Genomic DNA, 518 nt, shown 5'->3' with positions numbered 1-518 from the left:
CTACATAAGCCGGCGCATGAGCGGTGCTCATAATCCTGTTTCGAAGTTGCAGAGACCTGAGCTGGAATGAATCGAGCAACGGGTCCTTTTGTCGATGGCTATCGTGAGATGGCACTCTTGGCTTCCTCAGCGTATTATGGCTGGGACTATGATTACGGGGTGCTTTTCGGATAGTCAGCGTAAGATCGATCACGCCTGAGGTAAATCAGATTGACGTCTCGTCCGCCTTTGAGATTGCCGCCACTACACAGTCTGGTCGCGTTCGAAGCGGCGGGAAGCCACATGAATTTTACCGCTGCGGCTCATGAGTTGAATGTCACCAGGGAAGCGGTAAGCATGCAGGTCAGGCTCCTGGAATCCAGGCTTGGCGCCAAATTGTTCGAGCGGGGGCAACGAGGCGTGGCACTTACAGAATATGGGCGCCAATTTCACAATACAGTTTCAGAAAGCTTATGGCTGATCTCAAGGGAGTTTAACGAGAAAGTCGCTGACATTCCGGCAAATGTAACAGTTAGTAC

1 protein-coding gene is annotated in these 518 nt (G+C 51.5%); it reads left to right on the top strand.

Annotated features, from left to right (window positions below):
- Positions 1-282: 282 nt before the first annotated feature.
- Positions 283-518 (top strand): LysR family transcriptional regulator (locus EN994_RS34645; protein ID WP_164746584.1); only part of this gene is annotated, 236 nt, incomplete at its 3' end.

The organism is Mesorhizobium sp. M7A.F.Ca.CA.002.09.1.1 (assembly GCF_003998555.1).
Classification (GTDB): Bacteria; Pseudomonadota; Alphaproteobacteria; order Rhizobiales; family Rhizobiaceae; genus Mesorhizobium; species Mesorhizobium ciceri.
Note: the sequence above shows the minus strand (reverse complement) of the source record. Positions and strands in the feature narration are given on the sequence as shown.